The organism is Methylacidimicrobium sp. AP8 (assembly GCF_903064525.1).
Classification (GTDB): domain Bacteria; phylum Verrucomicrobiota; class Verrucomicrobiia; order Methylacidiphilales; family Methylacidiphilaceae; genus Methylacidimicrobium.
Genome location: NZ_LR797830.1, coordinates 479732 through 502764, shown reverse-complemented (window position 1 = coordinate 502764; position 23033 = coordinate 479732). Strand labels below are relative to the sequence as shown.

At 67.4% G+C, this 23033-nt stretch carries 20 protein-coding genes and 2 pseudogenes; 13 read left to right on the top strand and 9 right to left on the bottom strand.

Features of this window, described 5'->3' with window-relative positions; all coding sequences use genetic code 11:
• Positions 1-7: 7 nt before the first annotated feature.
• Positions 8-1648, top strand: a complete 1641-nt coding sequence (locus tag MTHMO_RS02240) for a SagB/ThcOx family dehydrogenase (RefSeq protein ID WP_202213341.1) — start codon at positions 8-10, stop codon at positions 1646-1648.
• A 99-nt stretch (positions 1649-1747) separates the two neighbouring features.
• The gene (locus MTHMO_RS02235) at positions 1748-3181 is read left to right on the top strand and encodes an NAD-dependent succinate-semialdehyde dehydrogenase (RefSeq protein WP_202213340.1); all 1434 of its coding nucleotides are present in this window, start codon (positions 1748-1750) and stop codon (positions 3179-3181) included.
• Positions 3182-3795: 614 nt separating this feature from the next.
• Here the strand turns inward: MTHMO_RS02235 and MTHMO_RS02230 are convergent.
• Positions 3796-4512, bottom strand: coding sequence for a cyclase family protein (locus MTHMO_RS02230; protein ID WP_202213339.1), 717 nt, complete (start codon positions 4510-4512; stop codon positions 3796-3798).
• 299 nt (positions 4513-4811) lie between these two features.
• Between MTHMO_RS02230 and mdh the strand changes: the two genes are divergently transcribed.
• Positions 4812-5738, top strand: a complete 927-nt coding sequence (gene mdh, locus MTHMO_RS02225) for a malate dehydrogenase (RefSeq protein ID WP_202213338.1) — start codon at positions 4812-4814, stop codon at positions 5736-5738.
• Between the two features lie 13 nt (positions 5739-5751).
• Here the strand turns inward: mdh and MTHMO_RS11195 are convergent, their stop codons facing one another.
• Together MTHMO_RS11195 and MTHMO_RS02220 are read right to left on the bottom strand one after the other, a co-directional pair.
• Entirely contained in the window at positions 5752-6336 is a 585-nt protein-coding gene (locus MTHMO_RS11195) for a type II toxin-antitoxin system RelE/ParE family toxin (RefSeq protein ID WP_370568356.1), read from the bottom strand.
• Positions 6287-7462: pseudogene (locus MTHMO_RS02220) on the bottom strand (exo-beta-N-acetylmuramidase NamZ domain-containing protein); the annotation flags it as partial. The gene MTHMO_RS11195 and the pseudogene MTHMO_RS02220, both read right to left, overlap by 50 nt.
• Positions 7463-7764: 302 nt before the next feature.
• On the opposite strand from MTHMO_RS02220, the gene MTHMO_RS02215 reads away from it, so the two are divergent.
• Positions 7765-8811, top strand: a complete 1047-nt coding sequence (locus MTHMO_RS02215) for an Mrp/NBP35 family ATP-binding protein (RefSeq protein WP_202213337.1) — start codon at positions 7765-7767, stop codon at positions 8809-8811.
• Between the two features lie 375 nt (positions 8812-9186).
• Positions 9187-9414: a DUF4032 domain-containing protein gene (locus MTHMO_RS02210; RefSeq protein WP_202213336.1), complete on the top strand. Its 228-nt coding sequence runs from the start codon at positions 9187-9189 to the stop codon at positions 9412-9414.
• Between the two features lie 24 nt (positions 9415-9438).
• Here MTHMO_RS02210 and MTHMO_RS02205 read toward each other — a convergent pair whose 3' ends face one another.
• On the bottom strand, positions 9439-10626 hold the full coding sequence (locus tag MTHMO_RS02205) for an ankyrin repeat domain-containing protein (protein WP_202213335.1): 1188 nt from the start codon (positions 10624-10626) through the stop codon (positions 9439-9441).
• 8 nt (positions 10627-10634) lie between these two features.
• Entirely contained in the window at positions 10635-11195 is a 561-nt protein-coding gene (locus MTHMO_RS02200) for a DUF4337 family protein (RefSeq protein ID WP_202213334.1), read from the bottom strand.
• Positions 11196-11424: 229 nt separating this feature from the next.
• Here MTHMO_RS02200 and MTHMO_RS02195 point away from each other — a divergent pair, with 229 nt between their 5' ends.
• From MTHMO_RS02195 to MTHMO_RS02185, 3 genes and pseudogenes are all read left to right on the top strand, one after another.
• Positions 11425-11589, top strand: coding sequence for a hypothetical protein (locus MTHMO_RS02195; RefSeq protein ID WP_202213333.1), 165 nt, complete (start codon positions 11425-11427; stop codon positions 11587-11589).
• 103 nt (positions 11590-11692) lie between these two features.
• A pseudogene (locus MTHMO_RS02190) lies at positions 11693-12257 on the top strand (IS607 family transposase).
• A gap of 326 nt (positions 12258-12583) precedes the next feature.
• Positions 12584-13879, top strand: a complete 1296-nt coding sequence (locus MTHMO_RS02185) for a transposase (RefSeq protein WP_237394706.1) — start codon at positions 12584-12586, stop codon at positions 13877-13879.
• A 43-nt stretch (positions 13880-13922) separates the two neighbouring features.
• Here MTHMO_RS02185 and MTHMO_RS02180 read toward each other — a convergent pair whose 3' ends face one another.
• Positions 13923-14714, bottom strand: a complete 792-nt coding sequence (locus tag MTHMO_RS02180; protein WP_202213332.1) for an ABC transporter permease — start codon at positions 14712-14714, stop codon at positions 13923-13925.
• A 39-nt stretch (positions 14715-14753) separates the two neighbouring features.
• A complete protein-coding gene (locus MTHMO_RS02175) occupies positions 14754-15548 on the bottom strand; it encodes an ABC transporter ATP-binding protein (RefSeq protein ID WP_202213331.1) in 795 nt (264 codons plus the stop codon).
• A gap of 97 nt (positions 15549-15645) precedes the next feature.
• On the opposite strand from MTHMO_RS02175, the gene glgP reads away from it, so the two are divergent.
• A complete protein-coding gene (gene glgP / locus MTHMO_RS02170) occupies positions 15646-18174 on the top strand; it encodes an alpha-glucan family phosphorylase (protein WP_202213330.1) in 2529 nt (842 codons plus the stop codon).
• Between the two features lie 10 nt (positions 18175-18184).
• On the opposite strand, the gene mscL is transcribed toward glgP, so the two are convergent.
• Positions 18185-18571: a large conductance mechanosensitive channel protein MscL gene (mscL, locus tag MTHMO_RS02165; RefSeq protein ID WP_202213329.1), complete on the bottom strand. Its 387-nt coding sequence runs from the start codon at positions 18569-18571 to the stop codon at positions 18185-18187.
• Between the two features lie 170 nt (positions 18572-18741).
• Between mscL and MTHMO_RS02160 the strand changes: the two genes are divergently transcribed.
• Genes MTHMO_RS02160 through MTHMO_RS02145 form a run of 4 tightly spaced genes read left to right on the top strand, consistent with a single transcriptional unit; the run spans position 18742 to position 22209 of the window.
• A complete protein-coding gene (locus MTHMO_RS02160; protein WP_202213328.1) occupies positions 18742-19884 on the top strand; it encodes an ABC transporter permease in 1143 nt (380 codons plus the stop codon).
• The gene (locus MTHMO_RS02155) at positions 19884-20666 is read left to right on the top strand and encodes an ABC transporter ATP-binding protein (protein ID WP_202213327.1); all 783 of its coding nucleotides are present in this window, start codon (positions 19884-19886) and stop codon (positions 20664-20666) included. The genes MTHMO_RS02160 and MTHMO_RS02155 overlap by 1 nt, the downstream gene beginning before the upstream one ends.
• The gene (locus MTHMO_RS02150) at positions 20663-21475 is read left to right on the top strand and encodes an MlaD family protein (RefSeq protein WP_202213326.1); all 813 of its coding nucleotides are present in this window, start codon (positions 20663-20665) and stop codon (positions 21473-21475) included. Before MTHMO_RS02155 ends, MTHMO_RS02150 begins: the two co-directional genes overlap by 4 nt.
• Positions 21472-22209: an ABC-type transport auxiliary lipoprotein family protein gene (locus MTHMO_RS02145; RefSeq protein WP_202213325.1), complete on the top strand. Its 738-nt coding sequence runs from the start codon at positions 21472-21474 to the stop codon at positions 22207-22209. Before MTHMO_RS02150 ends, MTHMO_RS02145 begins: the two co-directional genes overlap by 4 nt.
• On the opposite strand, the gene MTHMO_RS02140 is transcribed toward MTHMO_RS02145, so the two are convergent.
• Positions 22139-23002: an N-acetylmuramoyl-L-alanine amidase gene (locus tag MTHMO_RS02140; protein ID WP_202213324.1), complete on the bottom strand. Its 864-nt coding sequence runs from the start codon at positions 23000-23002 to the stop codon at positions 22139-22141. The genes MTHMO_RS02145 and MTHMO_RS02140 overlap by 71 nt on opposite strands.
• Positions 23003-23033 lie beyond the last annotated feature (31 nt).

Here is a 23033-nt window from a genome sequence, read left to right as displayed (position 1 = left end):
GCATCCGATGGCCTTTTCGATCCTCGCTTACCACGCCGCTTCCAAGCACTCCTTCTCCCGCTACGCGGACGGCCCCGGATTCCTCGACTGGGAGACCCAGCCCGATCCCTTCCGCCGTTACGAAGGCAGTCCCGAGATCCCGCTCGCCCTCCCGCCGGACGAACCGGGACCCGGCTACGAGCGTCTTTGGGATCGGCCTCCGGATCCCGCACCCCTCTCCCGTCTCTCCCTGAGCCGCTTCCTCTACGAGAGCCTCGCCCTTTCGGCCTGGAAGCAGGCGCCCCACGCCCCGCCCTGGTCGCTGCGCGTCAATCCTTCGAGCGGAAACCTCCACCCGACCGAAGGCTACCTCCTCCTTCCCCCCCTTCCCGGGATCGAAAGCGCCGGGGTCTTCCACTATTCCCCCCTCCGGCACAGCCTGGAGGCCCGCCGTTTGCTCCGGGCGGACCAGTGGGAGGAGCTGGCCGCCGGCCTCCCTCCGGGAGCCTTTTTTGTCGGCCTGAGCACGATCTATTGGCGCGAAGCGTGGAAGTACGGAGAGCGGGCCTTCCGGTATTGCCACCATGACCTCGGGCATGCGCTCGGCACCCTCGCCTTTTCCGCACGGATCCGCGGCTGGCGCGCGCTGCTCCTGCCCGCAGTGGGCGAGGCCGAGCTGGCTTCCCTCCTGGCCCTGGAAGACCAGCGGGGACCGGAAGCCGAGCATGCCGACTGCCTGCTGGGCATCTTTCCCGACCGGTGCCGCCCGCCGGAGGAGGCCGTCCGGAGCTTCCGGCTCCCCTCGACCCTTCTCGCCGCCCTGCGGGGCCTGCCTCCCCTGGGGAAACCCAACCGCCTCTCTCCGGATCATGTCCGTTGGCCGCTCCTCGAACGGGCGATCGCGTCAGCCGCCTATCCCGGCGGGTGGCCGGGCGAGCCCGCGCCGCCGCCTCTCCCCGTCCCGCCCGTGGTGCGCCCGCAACCCTCGGAAGGGGCGAGCCTTCTCCTCCGCCGGCGCCGCAGCGCGCTAGCGATGGACGGCAAGACCCCGATCCCCCGGGAATCCTTCCTCCGGCTCCTCTCCCAACTCCTGCCCCGGGGTGACGGCTTCCCCTTCGCCCTCCTGCCGTGGAGGCCGCGGGTCTCGGTCCTCTTCTTCGTCCATCGGGTCGGCGGCCTCGCTCCCGGACTCTACCTCCTCCTCCGCTCCCCGGCCCACGAAGCCCCCCTCCGCCGGGAGCTGCGCCCGGAATTCGCATGGCAGGCCCCACCCGGCTTTCCGGAGGCTCTCCCCTTCCGCCGGCTCGCGCTGGGAGACTTCCGCGAGGCGGCTGCCAAGATCAGCTGCTACCAGACCATCGCCTCCGGCGGCTGCTTCGCCCTTGCCATGCTCGCCGATCTTTCCGGCGTCGGAGAGCAGCCCTGGTTCTATCCCCGCCTCTTTTGGGAATGCGGGCTCCTGGGCCAACTCCTCTACCTCGGGGCCGAGGCGGCCGGGCTCCAGGGAACCGGCATCGGCTGCTACTTCGACGACGCCCTTCACGATCTGGCCGGCATTCGCGGGCTCCCCTGGCAGAGCCTCTACCACTTCGCCGTCGGCCGGGGAGTCCCCGATCGCCGGCTGCAGAGCCGTCCGGCCTACGCCCACCTCGCCCGCTCCCCCGGCTAGCGGAAACCCGGAGGGGGGCATCGCTCTGGCCCCTGAGCCCTTGGCCTGCTAGAATGGGAGCGGAGCGGCGGCTTCCGCCTCGCTCGCTCGGAGACGACCATGGACTACCCCTCTTCTTTTCTTTCCAAGGCCTTCCTTGCCGGCTCGTGGATCGAGACCCCGCGCACCTTCCCGGTGCGGAGCCCGGCGACGGGCGCCGTGCTGGCCGAGGTCGCCGACTGCGGGCCTGGCCAAGCGCGGACCGCCATCGAGGCGGCGGCGCAGATCTTTCCCGAGTGGCGATCGACAACCCCTTATCTCCGGTCCGATCTCCTCCGGAAGTGGCACGACTCGATCCTCGCCCACGCGGAAACTCTGGCCCGGACGATGGCGCAGGAGATGGGCAAGCCGCTCGTGGAGGCTCGGCGGGAGGTTCTCTACGCGGCCGCCTTCGTCGACTGGTACGCCGAGGAGGCCAAGAGGATCTATGGAGAGACGGTCCCCAGCCGGGATCCCCGCAAGCGGATCCTGGTCCGCTCCGTACCGGTCGGGCCCGTGTACGGGATCACCCCGTGGAACTTCCCGGCCGCGATGGTCACGCGGAAGGTGGCTCCGGCCCTCGCCGCCGGCTGCCCCTTCGTGCTCAAGCCCGCCGAGGAGAGCCCGCTGACCGCCCTCCTCCTGGCCAAGCTCTGGGAGGAGTCGGGCGGATGGCCCGCCGTCTTCCAGGTCCTCCCCGGCTCCGATCCGGCCGCCCTCTCCGGCCCGTTCCTCGACGATCCGCGCATCCGCAAGCTCACCTTCACCGGGAGCACCCCCGTGGGGAAGCGGCTCTACGAGCGGAGCGCTCCGACCCTCAAGCGGATAAGCCTCGAGCTCGGGGGCGGAGCGCCCTTCCTGGTCTTCGCCGAGGCCGACCTCGAAAAGGCGGCGGCGGGCGCCCTCGTCGCCAAGTTCCGCAACGGCGGACAGAGCTGCGTGGCGGCCAACGCGTTTTACCTTCAGAAGGAGATCGCCGGCGCGTTCACGCGGCTTTTCGCCGAGAAGGTCGCCTCCCTCCGGCTAGGCGATCCCCTCGACGAAACGACCCAGGTGGGTCCGCTCGTCAACGCCCAGGGCCTGGCCAAGGTCCAGGAGCTCGCGGCGGACGCCCGGAGCCGGGGGGCGAAGACCATCCTGGGCGGGCCGTGCCGCGACCTCTTCTTTTCCCCGACCCTGCTGGCCGAAGTCCCTTCGGATGCGCGGATCCTGGAAGAAGAGATCTTCGGGCCGCTGGCCCCGCTCTGCCTCTTCGAGACCGAGGAAGAGGCGCTGGCCGCCGCCCGGCGCGGCCGGGCCGGGCTGGCCGCCTATCTGTGGACACAAGACCTCGGGCGCGCCCTCCGCTTCGCCGAAGAGATCCCCTACGGAATCGTCGGCCTCAACGACGGCCTCCCCTCGACCCACCAGGCTCCCTTCGGCGGCTTTCGCGAGTCGGGCATCGGCCGGGAGGGCGGCAAGTGGGGGCTGGCCGAATACCTCGAGCCCCAATACCTCTCCTTCGGCTGGGAGTAAATTCGGCCCGGCCGAATTCGGTCCGGTTGGACGCGGATCGCGCGGGCAGAAGGAATCCGTCCGCCCCGCTCGTCCCGCTCGTGCGGAGGCAGACCAAATGCCAATGCCTGCGCGTCCCGTTTCCAGCCATGCCGGCAGCGGAAATTGCTTTTTCCTTCCCTCCATTCTTTCCGAATGAGGACGGCGAGCCTTACGGAAGCCAAGAACAATCCGAGCGCCCCGATCGACAGCCGCACCAGGGGCCGCCCCGCGCTGATCGCCGATCGGGGCCGGCCGGCCGCCCGCGATCGCTCCCGTTGGTCTCCCTAACGGCCATTTTTCACAACTCACAAATTTCGTAGCCGAGGCGCCGCAAATGAGCTTGGGTGCGAGGCGGGCGCAGGTTTTCCACCGGAGCTGTATGAAGACATACTGCGAGGATGGAAAACCAAGCGGGAGCGAAGCAGACGAGCCCGTTTTGCAAGCCGTAGGAGAAAGCTTGTGAGAAATGGCCGCTGAAGGACCGGCTCCTCGAGGCGGCGCGAAAGGAAGGCTTTCCCCTCGCCGAACCGGAGCGGCCTTAAGGAGCGCACGATCCGCCGGGGACACGCGTGCCGGGAGCCTCTCCTGTGTGCTCAAGGCAGGGCGGCGAAGACCCGGGCGGGGGCTCCGGTCCCACCGGCGATCTTCATCGGGATGGCATAGAGGGTCGCCCCCCGCGGCGGAAGGGCCTCGAGGCGGGCGAGGTTTTCGAATCCAGGCTTCCCGGCTCCCAGCCAGATCCGGTGGGCGGGAAAATCGGTCGCGCGGCCCGGATCGAGGCTCGCCGTATCGATCGCCAGCGCCGCCACATTCCGTTCCCGCAGCAGGAAGGAGACGGCCTCGGGGGAGAATCCCGGGAAATGGAGATCCGCCACCTCGCCCCAACGGTCGTTCCCGAGGTAGCGTTTCTTCTCCGGCCAGTAGATTCCCCAGCCCGAGAGGGCGACGACGATCGCCCCGGCAGGAAGCGGACCGTGGCGCGCTTCGTGCCGCTTGATGTCGGCCACCGAGAGCGCGGCATCGGGGTCCTTCGCCGCCCGGTCGCGGAAGTCGACCACGCAAGCGGGCCCGATGCAGGAGGCAAGCGGCACCCGGTCGGCGGAGGCACCCCCCTCCGAAAAGTGGAGTGGCGCGTCCATGTGCGTCCCGCCATGCTCCGGCGCCGAAAACTTCCCCGCCGCGTAAAAGTAGGGCGCCCCGGCCGCCCGCCCGTGCTGCTCGTACCAGTGACGGAATCCGGTCTCGGTCGGCCAATAGATCGTCCGATCGTCAAACGGGTAGGAAAGGTCGATCCATCGGCCGCCGCTCATCGATGCCTCCGGCGCTCCCTTTTCTTCCCGCTTCGGCACCGGATGGCAAGGAGAAGCTGCGCGGCCGGGCCGAGCCGGGCCGGTTCCCCGGCCCCGGCGCCGAGGGGAGGACGGCCTGCCGGGCCGCCCTCCCGCCGGCCAGGAGAACAGGCAATGGCTAAGGGAGGGGAAGCACGACTCGTGCCAAACGGAAATGCGCCCGCCGGAAAAGGCGGATCGGCTCGTCCCGCCCCGAAGCCGGGCCCGGAGACGCACGGAAGTTCTTTCCAAAAGGCCGTCAGGGAGCCAAAAGAGCTGTCATGAAGGTTGCCATCATCGGAGCGGGATTTGTCGGGGCCACCACAGCCCAGCGGATCGTCGAGCGGAACTTGGCCGACGTCGTCCTCTACGACATCGTCGAAGGGCTTCCGCAGGGAAAGGCTCTCGACATGATGGAATCCGCCCCGATCTGGGGCTTCGAATCCTCCGTCTCCGGGACGAACGATCCGGAGGACCTCGCCGGAGCCGACATCGCCGTCATCACCAGCGGCATCGTCCGGCAGCCGGGAATGAGCCGGGACGATCTCCTGGAGCGGAACGCGGCCATCGTTGCCTCCGTCGCGGATCACCTGCTCGAGCATGCGCCCCAGGCGATCATTATCGTTGTGACCAACCCGGTCGATGTCCTGACCCATCTGACGGCGGCGAAGGTCGGCACCCCCAAGGAGCGCATCCTCGGGATGGGCGGCATCCTCGATTCGGGCCGCTTCCGCTATTTCCTCGCCACCGAGCTGGGCGTCGCCCAAGCCGACGTCGACGCCATGGTGCTCGGAGGCCACGGCGACGACATGGTCCCCCTGCCCCGGTTCGCCACGGTCAACGGGGTGTCGATCGAAGCCCTGCTCCCCAAGGAGCGGATTCAAAAGCTCGTGGAGCGGACGCGGAGCGGCGGAGCCGAGATCGTCGGCTACCTGAAGAAGGGGAGCGCCTACTACGCCCCGTCGGCCGCCGTCGCCCAGATGGTCGAAAGCATCGTCCGCGATCAGAAGCGGCTTCTCCCCTGCTCGGCCTGGTGCAGCGGCCAATACGGCATCACCGGGCAGTTCGTGGGCGTGCCCGTCGTTCTCGGTCGAAGGGGAGTCGAGAAGATCGTCGAGCTGCCGCTCAACGCGGACGAGATGAGGGAGCTGCAGACAAGCAGCGCGCGTGTGGCCGCCCGGGTCGCCCGGCTGCGGATCGGGGGATAGGCGGGGGCGGAGGTCAGCTCTCCCGGTCGTCGATCCACCGCCAGAAGGCCGCGCTCTTTTGCAGCTCTTCGTCTTCCGCCAAGGGGAGATTGCTGCGGAAGAGAAAGTCGGCGAGCGTGTTCTTGTGCAGGATCCGGTAGACCTGCACCCCGGCGTCGGTGACTGCAAAGTAGATCCGGTAATCCCGGCACCGGAAGCGGTGGAGCCTCCGGCCCTCCCGCTCGAGCGTTCCAAGCTTTTCCGAGGCTCCTCCCCGCAATTCGCTCGGAAGCACCTCGAACTCGGCGAGCACCTGCAGCTGGATTTCCTTGGGAAGGGCGGCGAGCTCGGCCAAGCTCGGCTTGCTGAACACGACCTGGAAGGGTTGGCTCACGGCTCTTTTCGATATCCGGGCACCGGCTGCGCCTTCGGCACCACCGGCTCGCCGGCGGCCGCCGCCGCGGCCGGACGACCGGGGCCGCCGCCGGGACCTCGGCGGCCGGTTCCGGATAGAGAAGATATTTTTGCCGGCGGATCCGATATTCCTCAAGATAGGAGTCCCAGCTTTCCCACAGCTCCCGGATCGACCGGCCCTGCTGCAAGGCCAGGCGCACCGCATCCCCGCCGCAGAGCTTGTCGAACATTGCGGATTCCTCCGCCCGCATGCCGGCGATCGGAGAGCCGTTGAGCGCCTTGTTGATCTCCTCCAGCAGCGTCAGCGCCGCCGGGATCAGCGGCACCCGCCGCGGATCCCGGAGATGGATCTGCACCCCGGCATAGACCGTGTTCCGCGTCTCCCTTCCGAACAGCCGGTACCGGCAGGGGAGGAAGACGAGGCCTTGGATCCGACACTGCGCCAGGGCTCGCGCGAAAGCGTAGGGATCGAGAGCCGGTGAGCCGGCCAAGGCGAACGGCAGCGGCGTGCCGACCCCGTTGTTGACCCCGCTCAGTTCGCCCAGCAGCCCCGTGAGGACGTAGTGGAAGGCGCTCTGCGGCTCGGGAATGTTGGGGGAGGGGGGAACCCAGAGAAGGCCCGTATCCTCCCAGAGCATATCGCGACGCCAGCCGTTCATGGCCACGACCGTCAACCGCGGCCGCTTGCTGATCCATTCCTCCCCGGCGATCATCCTCGCCAGCTCACCGGCGGTCAGCCCGTACACATACGGAACGTCCCACTCGCCGACAAAGGAGCGGAAGCGGGAATCCAGGGGCATGCCTTCGCTCCGGAGGCCTCCGAGCGGGTTCGGGCGGTCGAGGACGCAAAAGTCCTTGTCGTTTTCCGCGGCCGCCTCCATGGCAAGCCCGAGCGTGCTGATGTAGGTGTAGCTCCGGCAGCCGATATCCTGCACGTCGTAGACCAGGATATCGACCTCCCGCAGCATCTCCGGCGTCGGCTTCCAGGTCTCCCCGTAGAGGGAGTAGATCGGCAGGCCGCTCCGCGGCTCACGCAGAGAATCGACCTTTTCTCCCGCCCAGGCCGTTCCATAGAGCCCGTGCTCCGGGGCGAAGATCGCCGTCAAGCGCACTCCCGGAGCATGGAGCAGCAGATCGAGGGTCGAGACCCCGTTCTTGTTGACTCCCGAAGCGTTGGTGATCAGCCCGACCCGCTTCCCCTGGAGCTCGCCGAACTGATGCCTGGCCAATACGTCGACCCCCAGGTCGACGACAGCCGCGGCTTGCAAGGCGCAGGGCAGAGCCGATAGTAGGAGGAGGAAGCCGATCGAAAAGAGGACGAATCGCTCCATAGATGCGCGCGGGAAGCCGCGCCCCGGTAAGAGTTCGGTGGAGGCTCTCGTTATTTTTTTGTCGCCGAGCCGCCGGAAATGGGCTTGGCTACTGGCGACCCCGTAGGAGTTCGACCGGAGGAGTCCAAAGACATACGGCAATGATAAAACGCCAAGGAGACCGAGCCGGACAAGCCCATTTTCCCTGAAGCGGGAGCCGGCCTCAGGGAAACCGCGGCCCGCGCCGCGGCCAAGAGCGTCCCCGAGCCGCCCCCGGCGCATGCTCCCTTTCGCCGCGGCACCCGGAGCCCACAGAAGGTTTTATGGCAGAACCGATTACAGCCGAAGTCATCCGCCAGCAGCTCCGACAGGTCAAATACCCCGGCTTCAGCCGAGACATCGTCTCCTTCGGCCTCGTCAAGGAAGTCGCGGTCGACAACGGTGCGATCTCCGTCCGGATGGAGCTCACGACGACCGACCCCCGCATCCGCGCGCAGCTCGAGGAGCAGGTGCGGGAGCGCCTTTCCGGGCTTCCCGGCGTGACGCACGTGGAGGTAGCCGTCTCCACCTCCGGTCCCGGACCCGCGCGCGCCAAGGAGACCGCCGGCCCCTCGGCCCGCCATATCATCGCCGTCGCCAGCGGGAAGGGCGGGGTCGGCAAGTCGACCGTCGCCGCCAACCTGGCGATCGCGCTCCAAAAGGAAGGGGCGGGCGCCGTCGGCCTCTGCGACTGCGACATCTACGGCCCGAGCATCCCCCTGATGCTCGGCACCCACGAGCCGCCCCGGGTCACGGCCGAGCAGCGCCTGGTGCCGGTCGAGCGCTTCGGCCTGCGGATGATGAGCATGGGGCTGCTGCTCGACGAGAATCAACCGGCCGTCCTCCGCGGGCCGCTCGTCACCCGCTACACCCAGGAGTTTCTCCGGAACGTCGAATGGGGCGACCTCGACGTTCTCCTCCTCGACCTGCCGCCCGGAACCGGAGACATCCAGCTGACCATCGTGCAGACCGTCCGCCTCGCGGGTGCGGTGGTGGTGACGACCCCTCAGGAAGTCGCCTTGATCGACGCCCGGAAGGCGGTCGGCATGTTCCAGAAGGTCAACGTCCCCCTCCTCGGCATCCTCGAAAACATGAGCTACTTTCTCTGTCCGAACGATCAACGCCGCTACGAGATCTTCGGAGCCGGCGGCGGCCGCCGGGAAGCCGAGCGGATCGGCGTTCCCTTCCTGGGCGAGATTCCCTTGGAGATCGCGATCCGCGAGGCGGGCGACTTGGGCGCCCCCATCGTCCTCACCGAGCCGGATCGCCCGTCGAGCCGGGCCTTCCGGGCCGCCGCCAAGAAAATCCTTGACAGCCTATCCTCCTCATAGTTGTGATCTCGTGCACCAGGTGTGGCGCGGGGAAGGCCGGCCTCCTTCCCTCGCATCGGGAAAACGAGGAGATCGAGGAATTGGTTTTGTGGAGATCGGTATCGGAAGCCCTGAACCGGCTCGGCCGATTGCTTCCGCCGCGGAGGCAGCCGTCACCCCCGGGACGGGGGAATGGCCTGGCTTGAAGCGCCGGGAAGCGGTCCGGCGGTCGCCGGGTTTCCGGAGGCTATCGGATGGGCGATCCCCTGGGAAAACCCTCCCGGTAGCCGGAGGCGGTCGGATCCGTCGTTGTTTCCCGCCGCGTGGGGAGGCCTTAAGGTGAGAGCAAAGAGGCCGGCCGGCGCGCCGCTGGGAGGAGGGGCAGCAGCAACGATCATGGATCGATCTTCCGAGGAACCTTTGTCCCCGGCGGAAGGGGAATCCCTGTTCCAGAACTCGACCCTCTATCGGGAGTATCTCGAGGAGCGGGAAGAGATCCTCAAGCACAAATGGCTCGAGAGCGAGAAGCAGGGCCATGACATCGGCTTCGAGAGGGCGCTTCTCGACTGGATCCTCCACCACCGGTCGGCGTGGCGCGCAAGCCGTCACCACGGCCGGAGGTAGCCCGCCGAGCGGGAGCCGTCCCGCTCAGGGGCTCTCTTCGAGCAGTCGCACTAGGCCCGGATCCTGCAGGGCGCGGGCCATCTCGGCGGCGGTCACCCCCCGGTTGTTGCGCACCCGATGCGCATCGGCGCCGTGCGCAAGCAGCAGCTTGACCGCCTCCGGATCCCGCTGTTCCACCGCGAGCATCAAGGGGGTTCGGTCCTGCTGGTCCTGGGCGTTCGGGTTGGCTCCCTGCACCAGCAGGAAGGCGAGGACCGCCGGATAGTGGAGCGCGACCGCCCGGTGCAGGAGCGTCTGGCCGGTGTCCGTAGCCGCGTTGATGCCCAGGCCGCGCTTGAGGAAGCTCTGGAGCAGGGAGAGAATCGCCGGCTCGTCCGCGCCGGCGGGAAGAGCCGCGATCAGGGCAGAGGCTTGGCGGGTCGGATCGGCTCCGTAGCGCTCGACCAGAAGCTGCGCCAGCCCCGGATCCCTCCGCGTCGCTTCCACCAGCGCCGATTCCGGATCCCCGTAGTCGATGGGATAGCTCGGCGCGGAAGCCAGGATCTTCTCCAGGCTCTCGCGGGAATGGGCTGCGATCGCCTCGTCGAGCGCCCGCAGCGTTCGGCGCGGCCCGCCCTCTTCCTGCTCGCTCCCGCCCAACGCGGGCTCCCATGCCTCGGCCAAACCACTGACTTCCCCTTCCGCCCGCCCCCAGATGATCCGCACCTGCCGTCGCGCAATCGCCCGCGGGAAGACCGCCGCGGCCATCTCGGCCAGCCCCACGGTTCCCGCCCCGGTCACCTGGCTCGCCGCGAAACGGCCCGCTCCGTCCGGGCGGGAGCCGGGACGGATGAGGAAGAAGGAGAGCTTCTGCCGGCGGAAGTAGGGGGCGCGCGCGCCGACCATCTCGTTGTAATAGAAGAGAAAGATATCCTGCAAGAGCCGGTCGAGTGCTTCCCGCGGCCGGAGCCCTTCGGCCGCCGACGGCAGCACCAGCAGGCAGGAGATATCCCGTTCCCCCTCTTCCTCGCTCTTCGCCAAGGACGGGTCCTGGTAGCCGACGACGGCCGGAGAGGCGTGCAGGTAGACCCACCGCCCGCCTTCCGGAAAGCTGCGCACCTCCGCGGCATCGACGGCTCCGAGCGCGCGCGGGAGACTCGCCAGCCAGAAGCAAAGGAGGACGCCCGCCAGCCGGCGGGGAGCAATCCCCCCCTCTCTTCCCTGCTCGCGCATCCGGCCCCCTACCACGAACCCCAAAGAAAGATCAGAGCCCCTCCCAGTGCGATCGCCAGCGAGAGAAACCAAGCGCTCTTCCGCTTGACTAGGGCGGCCACCGACCCGAGGGCGGTGGCCAGCTGGAGGACGACCGTCGAGAGCCGGAGCCGATGGTGCCGGTCGAACGCCCGTTCGCTCGCCGCCAGCCGATCTTCCACCTGCCGCTCCCATTCCTGCGCCTCCCGCTGAATCTGCGCTTTCTCCCGCTCGTAACGCGACGCTTCGCCGGCAAAGAAGGGATCCGGCTTCAGCCGGTCGGCGACCCGGTACAGGCTGCCGCGAACCGCCTTCGCCTGAAAATGCCCCCAGGCGTCGGTCGCCTTGTTCTGCAAAAGAACGGCTTCGTTGCGCAAGAGAATCACTTTGGTCACTTCCTCCTCCGCCATCGTCCCCGCGATCGTGGCCAAGATCGCCATCAGGATGACCGAAAAGGAGAGATAGAGGAGCCACCGCTCCGCCCTCTGCGCCTCCCGGAGCGCGTCGTCCACGATCTCCCGCGTCTGATCCCGCAACAGCTCGTCGTCCATCGACTCCCTCGCTACCGCGAACCGGTGCCGTCCGCAAGCCGCCGAAGGCCATCCCGAGCATAGGAAACACTCCGGCGGGAGGCCACCGGCTTGCCGCCTAGGGGGGCCCGAAGCAGCTAACGGAAACCTCTTTTTTTTCTAGACAGAGCTATTCTCTCTGCTTATACGATCGCACACAAGATGCAGACATTACTTTTGCGAAATGCATCTTCCGGAAAGGTAGGCTATTATGCTTATTAATATCATTACCGCTTTGGCGACCGGCGTAGCGACCGCCTGCGGTCTTTTGCTCCTCTTCCTCCTGTTCGGGGGCTGGATCGTCGCTCTCGGTGCCGCCGCCGCCTTTAGTTGGCTGCAGGGCGACCGTCCGGAGTCTCCGGAGCTGCCCGAATAGCTGTTCCGGCCGGGCCCGAGCCGCCGGCCGTCGGAACCCCCAGGGTTTGCCAGCGGCTAAACAATATATGGACACATAGCAAGTTTAATGGCAGTATGTCCGAGTGAAGTTGAGTGTCTGGGCCAAGCGGCAGGGCATTTGCTACAAGACGGCTTGGCGGATGTAGAAAGGAAGGGCGTTTGCCCGTCCCGGCCGAGCAGTTGCCGACCGGAACGGTGATCGTGCATGCGGGGCCCTCACAACCCAATGGGGTCGCCCTTTACGCACGGGTATCGAGCTCCGATCAAAAAGCGGGGATCTGGACCGGCAATTGGCTCGGCTGACCGAATTTGCGCTCAAGCAAACGGTTGCCGATCGTCAAGGCCGTCAAGGAGGTCGGCTCCGGAATGAACGGCCATCGGAAGGGCCTGATCGGGCTGCTCCGTGATCCCAATGTCGGCGTCATCCTGGTCGAGCATCGCGACCGGCTGATGCGCTTCGGCTTGGAGTACGTGGAAGCGGCATTGGCCGCGCAGAGCCGATCGGTCCTGGTGGTGGAGTCGGACGACAGGACTGATGACATCGTGGGCGACCTGCATGAGGTCATCGTTTCGATGTGTGCCAGGCTTTACGGGAAGCGATCCGCCCGGAACCGCGCCGAGAAGGCGCTCGAAGCGATCCATGAGTAAGCGCCCTGTTTTCACCTACCAGACCCGGTTGAGGTTGACGCATGAGCAGACTTCGTGTCTTGACGCCTATGCGGCGCTCTACGGGCGGGCGCAGCGGACTCTTTTGGCCAGGATGCGGGCGGGCGTTCCCATAAACGAGCTCAAGCGGTCGTTTCTGCGCCGGTTCGGCCTCACCGCCCGGCAGTTCAACGCCATTCGGGTCGAGCTCGAAGGCAAGATCGCCTCGATCCGGGAAAGGCGGCCCGAGTTGATCGAGGAAGCCAAATGGCGGATCCGGAAAGCGGAAGAGGCGGTCGGCCGGCTGGAGAAGAAGCATCCGGGATCGAATGTCGTGCACCAAAAAAAAGCGGCGGCTTGCCGTCCTGCGGCCGAAGCTCGAGGCGCTTCTGGCCGATCAGGAGTCCGGCCGGGTCCGGCTCTGTTTCGGTTCCCGACGCCTCTTCCGCAAGCAGTTTGCCCGGGAAGAGAACGGCTATGCGGACCATGCCGCATGGAAGAAGGATTGGCAGGCGGAGCGGAGCAGCCAGTTCTTCGTGCTCGGATCGAAGGACGAGGCCTCGGGCAACCAGTCCTGCCAAGCCGCAGTCGCTCCGGACGGCAGCCTGCGGCTGCGGTTGCGGCTGCCGAACGGATGGGGAAGCACGAGCAAACACCCGGTGCTCGAGGGCGTGCGCTTGGCCTACGGCCAGGAGGAAATCCTCCAGGCCCTCTCCGCCGGCCGGGTCGTGACCGCACAAACCAAGACGGGGAAGCTCTTCCGCAAGCGGGAGGGAGCTGCCGTAAGCTACCGCTTCGTGCGGGACCGGAAGGGGTGGCGGGTATTCGCAAGCGTCGAGGCGCAACCGGTTGCCCTGGTGACACGCCGCCTTGCCGGAGCGATCGGCGTTGACAGCAACCCGGATCATCTTGCCTTGGCCGAAACGGATCGCTTCGGGAATCTCGTGGAAATCCGCCGGATCGGATTGCATCTCTATGGGAAGAGCGAGGAGCAGGCGAAAGCCGCGATCGGCGATGCGTGCCGGCAGATCGCCCGGGCCTGCGCCGAATCGGGCAAGCCGCTCGTGATCGAGCGATTGGATCTTCGCAAGCGGAGGGCCGAGCTGGAGGCGGTCGATTGCGTCCGGGCTCGCTCGCTCTCTTCCTTCGCCTACGCCAAGACGATCTCCATGCTCAAGGCGGCTTCCTTTCGTGCCGGAGTCGAACGGATCGAAGTCGACCCGGCCTACACTTCCGTGATCGGCGCGGTCAACCACGCGCGCCGTCATGGCATCGGTTCTCACCAGGGCGCGGCCTACGCCGTCGCCCGGAGAGGATTGGGCCTATCCGAGCGCCCGTCCGTGCGGGAGGCGGTCGTGCCGACCCGCAATGGCGGCCATCTCACCTTCGCCCTACCCGCGAGGAATCGGGCGAAGCATGTATGGTCGTTCTGGGCGGTCGTTCGGAAGGGGCTCAAAGCGGCGCATGCAGCGCATGCCCGGTCGGGAGGCAATCACTTGCCTCCCGCGCCTCTGCTCCCGAAATCGCGGGCATTGGGCGCTACCCGGGCTTTGCCGGCGAAACCCCGGCACGCGAACCGTCGGCAACACTGTTCGGCCGACGTCCTGGACGATCTCCCCTGGTAGGGGAATGGTTGTCTATGGTTTTAGGAACGGTGCAGGCCGCCCGTTACTGGGTGCCAATCTTGACCAGCAGCCCTTTCCGCCTCGCCACCGCAAAGCAGTAAGCGAACCACCCGCAGGCCACAGCCAGGTAGACCAGGTTGATGAGCGTCGCGCAGAGAAGCTCCCGCCAAGCGGACCCTCCGCGGAGGGACGACCGCATCCCCTCGAAGACATGGGTCGCCGGGATCGCCCCGGCGAGAGGCCGCAACCAGGAAGGAAGGGCGCTGACCGGGTAGAAGACGGCCGAAAAGGGCTGAATGGCGAAGGGAATCGCCCAGGCGAGCGCTTCGGCCGCCTGACCCCAGCGGAGCAAAAGCCCCGTCGTCGTGATTCCGAGAGACCAACCCATCAAGAGCAGGTTGGCGAAGAGGGGGAGGAGGGCCGGCCCGACAGAGAGCAGGTTGAATCGGTAGAGCAGGAAGGCGACCACGGCGAGGTATCCCCCCACGACGACCGTCTTGAGAATCCCCACCAGGCAAGTCGCGGCCACGAACTCCGTGACCCGAACCGGAGCCGAAAAGAGGTTAAGGAGGTTGCGCGACCAGATGTCTTCGAGGAACGAGAGGGTGATTCCCTGCTGGGCCCGGTAGATGATATCCCAGAAGATCACGGCTCCCACCAGGAAGGCGATCCCCGCGGGAAGCATCCGTCCCTCCTGCTCGAGGTAGAGGGTGAGGAAGCCCCAGACGAGCAGATCGATGGCCGGCCAGAAGAAGACCTCGAGGAGCCGCAGCAGGCTCCGCCGGTAGACGTAGGTGTAGCGGAGGACCAGGGCCCCGACCCGCCGGAGATTCATCCGGCCCCCCATCGGTTGGGCGGCAGGCTGGGCCGCATTTCAGCCGGCCTCCTCGGTTTGCGCTTCCCGGGATCGCCCGCCGGGCTCGGCAAGGGGAGCGCCGGCTCCCTCCCGCGCCAGCTGAATGAAAAGGGTTTCCAAATCCTCGCAGCGGAAGCGCCGGAGCACTTCGGCCGGGCTGCCCTCCGCGAGCAAGCGCCCCCGGCGCAAAAAGAGGACCCGGTCGCAGATCTCTTCCACATCGCGCATGTTGTGGGAGGTGTAGAGCATGGCGATCCCGCGCTCCACTTGGAGGCGGCGGAGCAGGCGTCGGACCTTGTCGGCGATGTCGGGGTCGAGCCCGGCCGTCGGCTCATCGAGCAGGAGGAGCTCCGGGTCGTTGAGCAGCGCCTTGCAAAGGCTCACCCGCGCCGCCTCGCCGGCGGAGAGCCGACCGGCGACCTGATCGGCCAGTCCTTCGATCTCCAAGTCGGACAAGAGCCCGGCGATCTTTTCCTGCTCCCGGTCGATCCCGTAGATCCGGGCGAAGACTGTCAGGTTCTGGCGGACGGTCAGGTTCGAGGGCAGAAGGGCGTACGCCGAGGCGAAGTTGGCCCGCTGGAGCACCGGGACCCGCATCCTCGGCATGGGGAGCCCGAAGATCGTGATCCGCCCCCCGGTCGGCGTGGTCAGGCCCAACAGGAGGTGGACCACGGTCGTCTTGCCCGCCCCGTTGGGGCCCAAGAGTCCGAGCGCCTCTCCCCGGTGCAGGCAAAACGAGAGATTGGCGACGACCGGGCGGCCGGGCGCAAACTCCTTCCGCAACCCTTCGACGGCGACGACGACCTCGCTCACGGACTTTCCTCCGACCGATCTTCGCAAAACCAAGGAAAAAGGGAAGAGAGCGCCATTTTGGTCGCCTTCGCCTGCACGAAACCTTTATATTGGCGCTATGCCCTGTATCCACCACTACCTCGCCCGCGAACTGCCGTCCGAGCTCGCCGGATTGGAGGAGCTCGCCGCCGACCTGCTCTGGCTCTCGCAGACCGGATCCCACAAGATCTGGCAGATGATGGATGCCAAGCTCTGGGAGGAGACCACCAACCCCTGGTTCCTGCTCGAAAGCGTTTCGGAGAGCCGGCTCGAGCAGCTGCGCGGCAGCCCGGTCTTCCTCGAGGAGCTCCAGAGCCAGCTGGCGAAGCGGAAGGCCTACCTCGAGCACCCGACCTGGTTCGAGACGACCGAGAGCCTCCACGGCCTCGGGCGCATCGCCTACTTCAGCATGGAGTTCGGCCTCAGCGAGGCTCTGCCCATCTATTCGGGCGGCTTGGGGATCCTGGCGGGGGATTGCCTCAAGGCGGCCAGCGACCTCGGCGTGCCCATGGTCGGCGTCGGCCTCCTCTACCAGCAAGGGTATTTCCGCCAGGTCATCGCGGAGGACGGCCGGCAAGTGGAGTATTTTCCCTACAACGACCCGACCCTCCTCCCGGTCATCCCGGTCCGAACGGCCAGCGGGGAGTGGCTGCGCGTCAAGGTCGCTCTGCCCGGACGCGATCTCATCCTGCGCGTCTGGGAGGCGACCGTCGGCCGCGTCCCCCTCTACCTGCTCGACAGCAACGACCCGGTGAACAGCGCCCCCGATCGGACGATCACCGGAGCCCTCTACGGCGGGGGAACCGAGCTGCGGCTCCTCCAGGAGATGGCCCTCGGGATCGGAGGCTGGCGCGCCCTCCAGGAGCTCGGCGACCGTTACACTGTCTGCCACCTCAACGAAGGGCACGCCGCCTTTGCGGTCCTCGAGCGGGCCCGCGCCTTCGGAGAGCAGACCGGCCAGCCGTTCGCGGTCTCCCTCCGGGCGACCCGGGCCGGAAACCTCTTCACCACCCACACCCCGGTCCCGGCGGGCTTCGATTCCTTCCCCGCCGGCTTGGTCCGTCACTACCTCTCCGGTTTCGCCGCCGAGTGCGGGATCCCGGTCGAGGAGATCCTCCGCCTGGGCCGCCTCGGCGACGGAGCCGACGAGCCGCTGAACATGGCCTACCTGGCGATCCGCGGATCGGCCGCGGTCAACGGGGTCAGCCGCCTTCACGGAGCGGTCAGCCGAAAGCTCTTCCAGCCTCTCTTCCCCCGGTGGCCGCAGAACGAGGTCCCCGTCGGCCATGTCACCAACGGGATCCACGTGCCGACGTGGCATTCGCCCGAATCCGACGAGTTCTGGACCCGCTTTTGCGGACCGAACCGCTGGCGGCAGCCCACCGAGGTCCTCGAGGAACGCTACCGGCAGGCGAGCGAACGCGAGCTCTGGGAGTTCCGGATGCGGAGCCGGATGAAGCTCATCCTTGCGATCCGCAGGCGGCGGAGATGCCACTGCACTTTCCTCGGCAAGGAGGATCGCCAGATGGAGAGCTGCGCCTGCATCTTCGACCCGAACACCCTGACCTTGGGTTTCGCCCGGCGGTTCGCCACCTACAAGCGGCCCGACCTCCTCCTGCACGATCCGGGCCGGCTCCTCCGCATCCTCACCAACCCCTCCGCGCCCATGCAGCTGGTCATCGCCGGAAAAGCCCATCCGGCGGACCAGTTCGGCAAGGAGATGATCCGGCGCTGGAACACCTTCGCCGGGCGCCCAGAGACCCAAGGCCGCATCGTCTTCCTGGAAGACTACGACATGCGGATGGCCAAGGAGCTTGTCTCCGGCGTCGATCTCTGGATCAACAACCCGCGACGGCCTTGGGAGGCGAGCGGAACCAGCGGCATGAAGCTGCTGGCCAACGGCGGCCTCAACCTTTCGGAGCTCGACGGCTGGTGGGTCGAGGCCTATCGGCCCGAAGTCGGCTGGGCCCTCGGAGACGGCCGGGAGCACGGCGAGGATCCCGCGTGGGATGCCGCCGAGGCGGACCAGCTCTACCGGATTCTGGAGCAGGAGGTCGCCCCCGCCTTCTACGAACGAGACCCCCATGGCGTTCCCACCCGGTGGATCGCCAAGATCCGGGAGAGCACCGCGCTTCTGACCGGCTACTTCTCCACCAACCGAATGGTCCGCCAATACACCATCGACTACTACCGGCCGCTGGACGCCGCCTACCTTAAGCGTTCGGCCAAGAACGGGGCGCGAGCCCTAGAGATCGAGGAGCGGCTGCACGAGCTCGCCCTCCATTGGAAAAAGATCCGCTTCGGCCCGCTTTCGGTGACGACCGACGAGTCCGGCCACCGGTTCTCGCTGCCGGTCTACCTCGACGAGATCTCGCCCGAATGGGTCCGGGTCGAGGTCTATGCCGATCCGCCGGACGGCGAGGACCAAAAGCCCGTCGTGGTTCCGATGGAGAGGGTCGAATCGCTGGCGGGAGCCATCAACGCCTTTCTTTTCCAAGCCGCCGTCCCGGCGGACCGGCCGGCACAGCACTACACCCCGCGCGTCCGCCCCTTCCATCCGGACCTCCTCACCCCGCTCGAGGCAAATCAGATCCTCTGGTACGCGTAGGAGGCGGACCTCAGGAACCGGCGGCGGGCGGCGCCTCCGCCGGAGGCGGCGGACTCCTGCGGAGCGCGGCGAGCTTGGCCATAACCTTGACCGCCACGAAGACGCTCCCGGAGATGATCAGGAACTGGACGAGCGTGTTGAGGAACCGCCCATACCGGATCGCCACCTCGGGGCTCACCACCTTCCCCCCGGCGGTGACCGCGGGCTTGAGCACCCAGAGCAGGTCCTGGAAATCCACACCGCCGATCGCGATTCCCAGCGGCGGCATGACCAAGTCATTGACCACCGAGTCGACGATCTTGTTGAACGCGGTCCCGACCACCACGCCGACGGCCATATCGATCGCATTCCCTTTGAGGGCGAACTGCGCAAACTCCTCGAGCAGCTTCCCGGCCATTCTTTCCTCCTTCCTTACCGCTCCAGATAAACGGCCTCTCCCCCGGCGGCAAGCTCTTTTCCGCCGCCCCTTCCCCTCGCGGCCTCCGGAGAGGCCTCCGCGCCTGAGGGGGCTGCGCCCCGCGTTTCTCTCCTTTTTCGCCCCGGATGCCTGATATATGGTCATGCCCCATGGCGGAGCAGACGTTCCTGCACCCGGGAGAAGCCTCCCGGTTCGAGATCCTCCCCGAGGGGTCCGACGCGGTGCGGCTGCGGTTCCGGGGCCCGCTGGACGCCGCTGCCGTCTCCCGATGCTGGCGGCCGATCGAACGCCGCTTGCGGAAGCTTAGGTTCCGCCGGCTCCGCATCGAGGCGGGCGAGGTCAGCCGGTGGGACAGCGCCGGGGTCGCCTTCGTCCATCTCCTCCGCCGGGAAGCCGAGGCAAGCCTCGGCGCCGAGGCCCGCATCGAAGGTCTCCCCCCCGAGTGGGAGCGTTCTCTAGAGCCGCCGGCTTCGGCCGCCGGGGAGAAACCGGCGCGGGAAGAAGAGGGCCTGATCGGGACCCTCGGGCATACCGCGGTGGAGGAAGCGACCGTTCTGGTCGATGCCGTGGCCTTTCTCGGCCGGCTGGCGAAGGGGCTCGAGGCCGCCTGCCGTCCGCGCCTCTTCCGGCCGCGGGAATTCCTGCGGATCTTCGAGGCCGCCGGAGTCGACGCGCTGCCGATCGTCTCCCTGATCAGCTTTCTGATCGGCCTGGTCATCGCCTTCGAATCGGCCCGGCCCCTGGCCACCTTCGGAGCCCAGATCTTCATCGCGAACATGATCGGCCTGCTCATGGTCCGGGAGATGGGCCCGATCATGACCGGCATTCTCCTGGCCGGCCGCTCCGGCTCGGCCTTCGCCGCCGAATTGGGCACCATGAAGGTCAACGAAGAGATCGACGCCCTCCGGACCATGGGCATCGATCCGATCCGGTTCCTGGTCGTCCAACGGGTGATCGCCGGGGCGATCGTAAGCCCCCTTTTGACCATCTACTCGATCTTCGTCGGCATCCTGGGAGGGGTTCTGGTGATGATCGGCCTCGGATATCCGCTGGAGGCGGTCTACCACCAGATGAACACCGCCGTCCGCATCCACGACCTCTTCGTGGGCGTCGCGAAGGCGGCCGTCTTCGGCCTGCTGATCTCGACCAGCGGCTGCTTCCTCGGCCTGCGCACGCAGCAAGGACCGGCCGCGGTCGGCGCCTCGGCGACCGGAGCGGTGGTCAGCGGCATTCTCCTGATCATCATCGCCGACAGCATCTTCGCGATCCTCACCTACCTGCTCAATCTATGATGAGCGCCTCCCCCGGTCCGGTCATCCAAGTCCGCAACCTGCGCGCGGGCTATGGCCAGACCGTCATCCTCGATCGGATCTCCTTTTCGGTCCGCCGGGGAGAGATCTTCGCCATCCTCGGCGGCTCCGGCTCCGGAAAGAGCACGCTGCTCAAGCACATGATCGGGCTCTACCCGCCCCTGGACGGGGAGGTGCTCATCGAGGGCAGGAACCTGGTGGCGCTCGAGGGCCGCGAGCGGACCCGGCTCCTGCAGCGATTCGGCGTGATGTACCAGAACGGCGCCCTCTTCGGATCGATGACCGTTCGGGAAAACGTCCGCGTCCCCTTGGATGTCTTCACCGATCTTCCGCTCAAGATCCGGAACGCGATCGTCGACGCCAAGCTGGCGCAGGTCGACCTTCTGGCCGCGGCCGAAAAGCTGCCTGCGGAACTGAGCGGGGGCATGCGCAAGCGCGCCGCCATCGCCCGGGCCATGGCGCTCGATCCGGCGATCGTCTTCCTCGACGAGCCTTCGGCGGGCCTCGATCCGGTCAGCTCGGCCGACTTGGACAATCTGATCAAAAGGCTTGCCAAGGAGTTCACCATTACCTTTGTAATGGTCACCCATGAGCTGGAGAGCATCTTCGGCATCGCCGACCGGGTCATCCTCATCGACGGCCGGACCAAGGGCATCCTCGCCGAGGGGGATCCCAGGACCCTGCGGGACACCTCGCGCGATCCCTTAGTCCAGCACTTCTTCCGGCGGGAGGGCAAATCCCCCGATCTCCGCGAGCACCGATGAACCGCAAGATCAAGGACGTCAAGATCGGCCTCTTCGTGCTGGCCGCTTTGGCGCTCCTCGTCGCCGGCCTGCTCGCCTTCGGGCTGCGCGACCTCTTCGTGCCGCACGACTACTTCGAGACCTACGTGTCCGGGGGGGTGGCGGGTTTGTCGGTCGGCTCGCCGGTGCTGCTGGACGGCGTGCCGATCGGCAAGGTCACCCAAATCACCTTCAGCTGGCTCGCCTATCCCCCCCATCGCCGCCATTTCGTCGTCGTCGTCGGCGAGGTGAGCACCGGAATCGCGCAGGGAGAGACCCGGCAGGAGCGGGAGCAGCAGCTGCAAGAGGCGATCGACCACGGGCTGCGCGCGCGGATCCAATCGCAAGGCATCACGGGCACCAGCGTGGTCGCCCTCGAATACGTGAATCCGAAGCGCTTTCCGCCGCTCTCGGTCCCCTGGAAGCCGAGGCACTACTACATTCCTTCGGCTCCCGGGCAGTTCAAGGACATCGTCCAAGAGGTCGAGACGCTGCTCGAAAAGCTGAGCGCGGTCGACTTCCCGGCCCTGGGAGCCAGCGCCAACGGGCTGCTGGGAGAGCTGCGCCGCACCAACGGCCAGCTTAAAACCCTCCTCGACCAGACGACCACGACGCTGGCTTCGGGCAACCTCCCGGAGCTTTTGGAGACCACCGACCGGACACTCGCGCAGATCCGGGATGCGTCGGCGAGCCTCAACGAGATGATCGGGGACATTCGGCGGTATCCGGCGGGTTTCTTCTTCGGCCAACCCCCCCCGCGTCCCGAGAGCCTACAGGGGTCGAAGCGATGAGAGGCCGCACCGCGGCCGCCCGGCCCCTTTTCCTCCTCTGGCTCTGCCTTCCCCTTTTCGGCTGCATGAGCCGCCCGGCCCGCCTCCCATCCGAATCCTTCGCCTTCTCCCCGGCCACCGGCTTTCCCGCGAAGCAGGATGCTTCCCGGCCGGTCCTCGTCCTCCGCTCGGTCCGCGTCGCACCCGCATTCTCGGGCGAGGATTTCGTCTACCGGGCCGCGGACTACCGCTACGAGCGGGACCCCTACGCCCACTTCCTCTCCGCCCCGGACCTGCTGATCCGCACCGCGATCAGCGACCGGCTCCAGGCCTCGGGGCTCTTCCGGGCGGTCGTCGGCGCGGGGAGCGCGGTCATGACCCGCTCCTTTGCGGACGTCTCCGTCCGGCAGCTCTACGGGGACTTCCGGCCCGGCCGGCAGCCGGAGGCGGTGATCGCTCTGCGCTTCCTGGTCACCCAAGTTCCCCCGGGGACTCCTCTCTGGGAGCAGACCATCGTCCGCCGCGTCCCCATCCGGGAGCGGAGCCCTTCGGCCCTCATGCAGGGTTGGAACGCGGGCCTCCAGCAGATCCTCGCCGAAGCCGGACCTCTCCTGGTCCAGTATGTCCGGACCGCCGACGAATCCGCGCCTGCGTCCGCCGAAAAGGCGGGAGGCGTCTCCGGCCTCAAGCCCTCTCCGCCTTCGACGCCGGCACCGGAGGCCCCGGCGGAGCGCCGGCCGCCCCCGGCCGGATGATCTGAAGCGGCTCGCCTGGGCCGCACTCCCCGCCGCCGGCGACCTTCGCCCGCCGCTTCCCGTGCCGCTTCCGATGGGAATGCTTCGCGGCGGTCCGCGACCGCGCATCCGAGGCGCGGGAGAGCGGCGCCCAGATTTCCGGCACGGCCGCGATCCCTTCGTCCCCGAAGCGCGCCTCCTCCGCGATCCCCTCGGCGATCGCCCGGGCGATCCGCTCGCGCACCTCCGGTTGCGCCACCAGCCGCGCCTGGCCGGCGTTGGTCAGATAGGCGCATTCGACAAGAACGGCGGGAATCGTCGGATTGCGGGTGAGCCGCAGCCTCCGGCGGATGACCGCTCCCCGCCGGCTCTCCCCGCTCACTGCGGCAAGACGGCGCTCGATGCGGGTGGCCAACCCATGGCTGTCCGCATGCCAGAAGTAGGTTTCCGCCCCTCGGATGCTCCGATCCCCGGTGGCGTTGTAATGGATGCTGACCGCCACCGCCCCGCGGCCGAGCCGGTTGGCCATCTTCACCCGCTCGTCGAGATCGACGAATCGGTCATCGGTCCGGGTCATCACGACCCGGAAGCCCTCCGCCCGCAGGATCCGGGCCACCCGACTCGCCGTGTCAAGCGCCAGATCCTTTTCCAAGAGCCGTCCGCCCGGAAGCGGCCGGCTCATGCCCCCGTTATCCGTGCCCCCGTGGCCCGGGTCGAGCAGCACCGTGGAAAACTGCCGCACCGGTGCCGAAAAGCCGCCGGCGGGAATCAGGCACCCGGCCGCCGCCGCCAGCCCCGCCAGGAGGCACCGCATCGAGCCCGCTTTCACACTCGAACGCTATGTC

Bases quoted from the DNA above. Each gene is read 5' to 3' on its own strand.
- MTHMO_RS02200 (WP_202213334.1), bottom strand. From the start codon at position 11,195: ATGGACGACGAGCTGTTGCGGGATCAGACGCGGGAGATCGTGGACGAC.
- MTHMO_RS02210 (WP_202213336.1), top strand. From the start codon at position 9,187: ATGGATCGATCTTCCGAGGAACCTTTGTCCCCGGCGGAAGGGGAATCC.
- MTHMO_RS02140 (WP_202213324.1), bottom strand. From the start codon at position 23,002: ATGCGGTGCCTCCTGGCGGGGCTGGCGGCGGCGGCCGGGTGCCTGATT.
- MTHMO_RS02155 (WP_202213327.1), top strand. From the start codon at position 19,884: ATGAGCGCCTCCCCCGGTCCGGTCATCCAAGTCCGCAACCTGCGCGCG.
- MTHMO_RS02240 (WP_202213341.1), top strand. From the start codon at position 8: ATGGCCTTTTCGATCCTCGCTTACCACGCCGCTTCCAAGCACTCCTTC.
- MTHMO_RS02160 (WP_202213328.1), top strand. From the start codon at position 18,742: ATGGCGGAGCAGACGTTCCTGCACCCGGGAGAAGCCTCCCGGTTCGAG.
- mdh (WP_202213338.1), top strand. From the start codon at position 4,812: ATGAAGGTTGCCATCATCGGAGCGGGATTTGTCGGGGCCACCACAGCC.
- MTHMO_RS02195 (WP_202213333.1), top strand. From the start codon at position 11,425: ATGCTTATTAATATCATTACCGCTTTGGCGACCGGCGTAGCGACCGCC.
- MTHMO_RS02205 (WP_202213335.1), bottom strand. From the start codon at position 10,626: ATGCGCGAGCAGGGAAGAGAGGGGGGGATTGCTCCCCGCCGGCTGGCG.
- MTHMO_RS11195 (WP_370568356.1), bottom strand. From the start codon at position 6,336: ATGCGGTGCGCCTGGCCTTGCAGCAGGGCCGGTCGATCCGGGAGCTGT.
- MTHMO_RS02150 (WP_202213326.1), top strand. From the start codon at position 20,663: ATGAACCGCAAGATCAAGGACGTCAAGATCGGCCTCTTCGTGCTGGCC.
- MTHMO_RS02215 (WP_202213337.1), top strand. From the start codon at position 7,765: ATGGCAGAACCGATTACAGCCGAAGTCATCCGCCAGCAGCTCCGACAG.
- mscL (WP_202213329.1), bottom strand. From the start codon at position 18,571: ATGGCCGGGAAGCTGCTCGAGGAGTTTGCGCAGTTCGCCCTCAAAGGG.
- MTHMO_RS02180 (WP_202213332.1), bottom strand. From the start codon at position 14,714: ATGAATCTCCGGCGGGTCGGGGCCCTGGTCCTCCGCTACACCTACGTC.
- MTHMO_RS02235 (WP_202213340.1), top strand. From the start codon at position 1,748: ATGGACTACCCCTCTTCTTTTCTTTCCAAGGCCTTCCTTGCCGGCTCG.
- MTHMO_RS02230 (WP_202213339.1), bottom strand. From the start codon at position 4,512: ATGAGCGGCGGCCGATGGATCGACCTTTCCTACCCGTTTGACGATCGG.
- glgP (WP_202213330.1), top strand. From the start codon at position 15,646: ATGCCCTGTATCCACCACTACCTCGCCCGCGAACTGCCGTCCGAGCTC.
- MTHMO_RS02185 (WP_237394706.1), top strand. From the start codon at position 12,584: ATGTCGTGCACCAAAAAAAAGCGGCGGCTTGCCGTCCTGCGGCCGAAG.
- MTHMO_RS02145 (WP_202213325.1), top strand. From the start codon at position 21,472: ATGAGAGGCCGCACCGCGGCCGCCCGGCCCCTTTTCCTCCTCTGGCTC.